General features: G+C 72.2%; 6 protein-coding genes and 4 tRNA genes. 4 read left to right on the top strand and 6 right to left on the bottom strand.

The annotated features are described in order from the left end of the window. Positions 1-23: 23 nt before the first annotated feature. The 4 genes from ACWC9T_RS40360 to ACWC9T_RS40345 all read right to left on the bottom strand — a co-directional run bounded on the left by ACWC9T_RS40360 (position 24) and on the right by ACWC9T_RS40345 (position 429). A tRNA-Val gene (locus ACWC9T_RS40360) sits at positions 24-95 on the bottom strand. Positions 96-136: 41 nt separating this feature from the next. After that, a tRNA-Val gene (locus ACWC9T_RS40355) sits at positions 137-208 on the bottom strand. Positions 209-242: 34 nt separating this feature from the next. Beyond that, positions 243-316, bottom strand: a tRNA-Cys gene (locus ACWC9T_RS40350). Between the two features lie 40 nt (positions 317-356). Continuing rightward, positions 357-429: transfer RNA gene (locus ACWC9T_RS40345), tRNA-Gly, on the bottom strand. 322 nt (positions 430-751) lie between these two features. Here ACWC9T_RS40345 and ACWC9T_RS40340 point away from each other — a divergent pair. The 3 genes from ACWC9T_RS40340 (at position 752) to ACWC9T_RS40330 (ending at position 3,895) form a co-directional block, all read left to right on the top strand. Continuing rightward, positions 752-1,813, top strand: a complete 1,062-nt coding sequence (locus ACWC9T_RS40340) for a chorismate-binding protein (protein WP_449826019.1) — start codon at positions 752-754, stop codon at positions 1,811-1,813. Between the two features lie 101 nt (positions 1,814-1,914). After that, the gene (locus ACWC9T_RS40335) at positions 1,915-2,745 is read left to right on the top strand and encodes an aminotransferase class IV (protein ID WP_449826018.1); all 831 of its coding nucleotides are present in this window, start codon (positions 1,915-1,917) and stop codon (positions 2,743-2,745) included. Positions 2,746-3,049: 304 nt separating this feature from the next. Then, complete coding sequence (locus tag ACWC9T_RS40330) at positions 3,050-3,895, top strand: GNAT family N-acetyltransferase (protein WP_449826017.1); 846 nt, start codon at positions 3,050-3,052, stop codon at positions 3,893-3,895. Between the two features lie 15 nt (positions 3,896-3,910). Here ACWC9T_RS40330 and ACWC9T_RS40325 read toward each other — a convergent pair whose 3' ends face one another. Beyond that, positions 3,911-4,411, bottom strand: a complete 501-nt coding sequence (locus ACWC9T_RS40325; protein WP_449826016.1) for a DsbA family protein — start codon at positions 4,409-4,411, stop codon at positions 3,911-3,913. A gap of 109 nt (positions 4,412-4,520) precedes the next feature. Between ACWC9T_RS40325 and ACWC9T_RS40320 the strand changes: the two genes are divergently transcribed. Continuing rightward, entirely contained in the window at positions 4,521-4,976 is a 456-nt protein-coding gene (locus ACWC9T_RS40320; RefSeq protein WP_449826015.1) for a hypothetical protein, read from the top strand. A gap of 14 nt (positions 4,977-4,990) precedes the next feature. Here the strand turns inward: ACWC9T_RS40320 and ACWC9T_RS40315 are convergent, their stop codons facing one another. Further along, entirely contained in the window at positions 4,991-5,560 is a 570-nt protein-coding gene (locus ACWC9T_RS40315) for a CGNR zinc finger domain-containing protein (RefSeq protein ID WP_449826014.1), read from the bottom strand. Between the last annotated feature and the right edge of the window lie 219 nt (positions 5,561-5,779).

The following is a 5,779-nucleotide window of genomic DNA, read 5'->3' as shown; positions in this document are numbered from 1 at the left end:
AGCAGACCCCGAAGGGCCCGACGTGCGCGATACTGGGATTGAACCAGTGACCCCTACCGTGTCAAGGTAGTGCTCTCCCGCTGAGCTAATCGCGCCTGGTGTGGCGGTCTTGCAGCAGACCCCGAAGGGCCCGACGTGCGCGATACTGGGATTGAACCAGTGACCCCTACCGTGTCAAGGTAGTGCTCTCCCGCTGAGCTAATCGCGCGGGGAGGTTTCCCGGATGAACCGGGTGAACCTCTTGGAGGTGGAGACGGGATTTGAACCCGTGTACACGGCTTTGCAGGCCGTTGCCTCGCCTCTCGGCCACTCCACCAGGCAACACACGAAGAACGATCTTACACTGTTCTCCATCGAGCGGACGACGAGATTCGAACTCGCGACCCTCACCTTGGCAAGGTGATGCTCTACCAACTGAGCCACGTCCGCCTGCCTCCCGGGATCTTCACCGCTTTTCTTCGGCTGCGCTCCCTGGCGACGTGTTGAACTCTAGCGGATTCCTGGGCCAGCTAAAAATCCGTTCCCGCAGCGTGCCGAGGGGACGCCCTCGGCGTGCCGCCCGGTCCGCTCTCCGGACGGGTCACCGGCCGCCACCTGCGGAGCTTCCGGACGATCATCCGCAGGCCATCCGGCGCACACCCGCGCGACGCACACAACTGCTCGTACGCGGGGGTGTGAGCCCGGCCAGGCCCTCGCCCCCCGACCTACACTTCAGGCACCGCCACCCCCAGCACCCCCGCGCAGGAGAACCGTGTCCGGCCACCCCGACCCCCGCACCCCGCTCGCCCGCTTCGGAGGCCGCCTGGCCACCGGCCTGCGCGACGTCACCTCGGACCCGGCCGCGCTCGACTCCTCCGGCTACTGGGCCGTCGCCTACGACTTCGAGGGCCGGCTGACCTGCGCCCGGTTCGACGAGGTCCGCCCCGCCCCCGCTCCGCCCTCCGGCGCCGGCTGGCACGGCCCGGACGCCGGCAGCTGGCACAGCTCCCTGGACCGCGCCGCCTACACCGCGGGCGTACGCCGCATCCGCGAGCACATAGCCGCCGGCGAGGTCTACCAGGCGAACCTCTGCCGGGTGCTGTCCGCGCAGCTGCCCGACCCCGACCGCAGCGACATCGACGCCCTCACCGGCCTGCTCGCCCACGGCAACCCCGCCCCCTACGCGGGCACCATCCGGCTGCCCGAGCACGGCGTCGAGATCGCCACCGCCTCTCCCGAGCTCTATCTGCGCCGCAGTGGACGCACCGTCTCCTCCGGCCCGATCAAGGGCACCGGCCGCACCGAGGACGACCTCCTCGACAAGGACCACGCCGAGAACGTGATGATCGTCGACCTGGTCCGCAACGACCTCGGCCGCGTCTGCGAGACCGGCAGCGTCACCGTCCCCGACCTCTGCGTCGTCGAGAAGCACCCCGGCCTGGTCCACCTGGTCTCCACCGTCGAGGGCACCCTGCGCGAGGGCGACGGCTGGCCCGGGCTGCTCGCCGCCACCTTCCCGCCCGGCTCGGTCACCGGCGCCCCCAAGTCCAGCGCCCTGCGGATCATCGAGGCCCTGGAGACCGCCCCGCGCGGCCCCTACTGCGGCGCCGTCGGCTGGGTGGACGCCGACCGCGGCGAGGGCGAACTCGCCGTCGGCATCCGCACCTTCTGGCTCGACCGGCAGGACCCCCAGGCGCCCGTCCTGCGCTTCGGCACCGGCGCCGGCATCACCTGGGGCTCCGACCCCGAACGCGAGTGGGACGAAACCGAACTGAAGGCCGCCCGCCTGGTCGCGATAGCGTCGGGCAGCGCAACCGACCCGACCGGGGCGTGAGCCCCGCCCGTGCTCGGGGAGTGTCTTGCGGATCTTTGCCGGGCCCGCGACGCGACCTGATCCGACAAGAGCCACAAGACGCGCCCCTAGGAGCAGCCTCGATGCACACCCGCACCACGAGCTGGGTCAACGGAACACTCGTCGACTCCGCCGACGCCGCGCTGTCCGTCCTGGACCACGGACTCACCACCGGCGACGGCGTCTTCGAGACCATGAAGGCCGTCGACGGCAAGGCCTTCGCGGTCACCCGCCACCTCGACCGGCTCACCCGCTCCGCCCGCGGCCTCGGCCTGCCCGACCCCGACCACGACCTGGTCCGCGAGGCCTGCGCCCAGGTCCTCGCCGCCAACCCCGCCCCGCTCGGCCGCCTGCGGGTCACCTACACCGGCGGCAACTCCCCGCTCGGCTCCGAGCGCGGCACCGCCGGCCCGACCCTGGTGGTCGCCCTCGGCGCCATCAACCGCCGCCCGGACGAGACCGCCGTCGCCGTCGTCCCCTGGCGCCGCAACGAGCACAGCGCCGTTGCCGGCCTCAAGACCACCTCGTACGCCGAGAACGTGGTCGCCCTGGCCGCCGCCCACCGGGCCGGGGCCTCCGAGGCCCTGTTCGCCAACACCGCAGGCCGACTCTGCGAGGGCACCGGCTCCAACGTCTTCACGGTCATCGGCGGCCGCCTGCTCACCCCCGTCCTCGCCTCCGGCTGCCTGGCCGGCATCACCCGGCAACTGGTCATCGACTGGTGCGGCGCCGAGGAGGCCGACCTCCCGCTCAGCGCACTCCAGGACGCCGAGGAGATCTTCCTGACCTCCACCACCCGTGACGTCCAGGCCGTCACCCGCGTCGACGACCGCGAACTGCCCGGCATCGGCCCGGTCACCGCCAAGGCCATGGCCGTCTTCGCGGAGCGCAGCGGCGACGACCTCGACCCGTGATCCCCGCCCCGCGAATAATGCTCGGGGCGGGCGGGGAAGGGACCACCACTTGACATCATCCTTCGGGCCGAAGCCGGAGGACTCCGACCCTCACCGGTCGGGCTTTCTGCTTCACAGCCGATTGCCGACCTGGGGCTACCAGTGAAGGGACGGTGTGCCGCCCATCGGTCCTGCACCAGCTCCGCAGGCCTGACTTCCCGCCAGCCGGCGGTGGGCCAGCCGAAACTTGGCTATTGATCCGACTATGCGTGACAAACGTATCGCGGACGGTGATCCCTCAGGGTGGGGGATTTGGAGGCATCACATGACCACTACGCTGCGCCCCGAGGGCCCGGAGACACCCACCACGGCCGGCGGCCTCACCAGACGCTGGCGGATCCTGGCGAACGGCCACCCGGTCGGCGCGTTGCGCACCACCTCGGCCCGGCACGGCAGCCAGCTCTGGGGCGAGATATCGGAGTTGGAGGTCGCTGAGGGGCGCGGCCGGGGTCGCGGCACGTTCGGCGCGCTGGCCGCGGAGGAGGTGCTGCGCAACTGGGGCTGCACCCGGGTGGACGTCAACGTCCCCGAGTCGGCCCCGATCGCCCGCGGCCTCGCCGCCACCCTCGGCTACACCGAGCGGATGCGGAACCTGGGCAAGACCCTGACCGTCGCCCCCGTCCTGCCCGCCGGCGTCACCGCCCGCCCGATCGACGCCGCGGAGTTCCCGGCCTGGCTCGACCGGGCGGCGGAGGGCTACGTCGCCTCGCTCATGGGCTCCGGCCTCAGTGAGGAGCAGGCCCGCGCCAAATCGTGGCTGGACCACCAGAACGTGCTCCAGCAGGGCGTCGACAGCCCCGGAGTCGCCCTGCGCCGGCTGTACGGCGCCGACGGCGCACCGGAGCCGCTCGGCTCGCTCTGGGTGGAACTCCACCTGCGCGACCTGCCGGACGGCACACCGCTCGCCTGGGTCATGGTCGTGGAGGTGTCCCCGGCCCGCCGGGGCCGGGGACACGGTCGCACCCTGATGCTGCTCGCCGAACACGAGTGCCTGGCTGCCGGGGTGCGCGAGATCGGCCTCAACGTCTTCTCCGGCAACGAGGTCGCCATCCGCCTCTACGACTCGCTCGGCTACCGGATCACCGGCCGGTGCTACGGCAAGTCACTGTGAGGAGTTGACGGAACGTCAGGAGGCCCTGGCCGCCTCGATGACGGTGACGATCCGCTCCCGCAGCCCCTCCTGGCTCCGCCCGCCGTCCAGCCGCTCGCCGCCGATCACGTACGTCGGCGTGCCGGTGACCCCGATCGCCTTGCCCTCGGCCTGGTCGGCGTCCACGGTCAGCATGTGCCGGCCGTCGATGAGCGCGGTCTCGACCTCCTCGACGTCCGCCCCGACCTCCCGGGCCACCTCCAGCAGCACCTGCTGCCCGCGCGCGTCCAGCTCCTCGACCCGCGCCAGCAGCGCCTCTACGAAAGGCCAGCCCAGCCCCTGGGCGAACGCCTCCTCGGCGGCCTCCGCGGCGGCGTAGGCGTGCTTGTGCTTCTCCAGCGGGAAGTGCCGAAGTTCCACCGGCAGCGCGTCACCGTACTGTGCGCGCAGCGCCAGTACGTCGTCCAGTGCGGTGCGGCAGTCCGGGCACTGGAGATCGCACCAGAACTCAAGGCGGGGGAGGGAACCATCGATCATTCCCCCAGTGTTCCACTAGTGGGTGCCCGCTTCCGCCGGTGGTGCGCCCGGGGCGGACCGACAGGGAGGCACCGATGACCAGGACGACCGCGAGCGAAGGGGCGGGCCCGTGCTGACCGCGGCGATCAGCTTCCTCCTCACCGCCGGCGCAGTGGCGGTCGCGGGCCTGCGGGCCTGGCGGCGGCGCTTCCGCTCGGCGACCCGGTGGTTCGCGGTGGCCCTGCTGCCCGCCGGGCTCTACCTGACCGGGTTGTTCCCGCTGGCCAGCACGATCGGCCGGGAGTTCGCCGACTGGGTGGCCAAGCTGGTCCTCGACCCCCGGGTGTGGACCGGCATCGTGCTGCTGGGCGTCTCCGCCGTCCTGTTGCTCACCACCCGGTGGGTGGGCCGCCGCGACGCCGTCGAGGGCGCCCCGGAGCGCCCGGCGGCGGCCGGACCGGCCCCGGAGCGCCCGGCGGTGGCCCAAGCGCCGAAGGCCCCGAAGAAGCCGGCGGCGGGCAGGCGGGACGACGGCCTCGGCGACTTCGCCGACGTCGAGGAGATCCTCCGCAAGCGCGGAATCTGAGCACGCCGGGAGCGTCAGGCGGAGGTCACGGCCTCCGCCGACCGCTGCCGCGCCCGGTAGGCGGCGACGTGCAGCCGGTTGCCGCAGGTGCGGCTGTCGCAGTAGCGCCGTGAGCGGTTCCGGGAGAGGTCCACGAAGACCCGCGCGCAGTCCGGCGCCTCGCACCTGCGCAGCCGCTCCCGCTCGCCCGCCATGAGGATGAAGGCCAGCGCCATGCCCAGCTCGGCCGCGAGGTGGTCGCCGAGCGCGGCGTGCGGCGCGAAGTAGTGCATGTGCCAGTCGTGGTGGTCGTGGTTGACCAGTCGGGGCGTCGTCCCCGCGGCCGCGACGACCGCGTTGACCAGTTCGGCGGCCTCTTCGGTGGACTCCGTCGCGAACACCTCGCGCAGTCGGGTGCGCAGCTCGTGCACCCGCCGCAGGTCGTCCTCGGTCAGCGAGTCGATCTCGCTGATCTCCTGGCGGACCACGAAGGCGTCCAGTGCGGCGATGTCCGGCAGCCGCTCGTCGCCGCACACCTCGGGCGCGGTGTTGAGCAGATCCACGAGGATGCTCAGCGCGCACTCGGTGTCATGGGTGATCAGCACGTTGGGGCTCCTCGCGCAGGGGGACTCCGGTGCCCCGCGTCCACGGTTACCCCAGACCATACCGGCCCTTGCGGCAGAAGGGCGGAGCGTTTGTTCGAAGGCTTGTACGGATCCCGTCAGAGCGTCCTAAAGCGGGCGCCACCCGGGCGCGAGGCCCCCGCTGTACGGCTTCTGCGGGGCCCCGCGGGGCCCCGGGAACGACGCAGGCACCCGGCAGCG

The sequence above is a fragment of the Kitasatospora sp. NPDC001159 genome (assembly GCF_053598235.1).
This window is presented reverse-complemented; position numbering and strand designations above follow the sequence as displayed.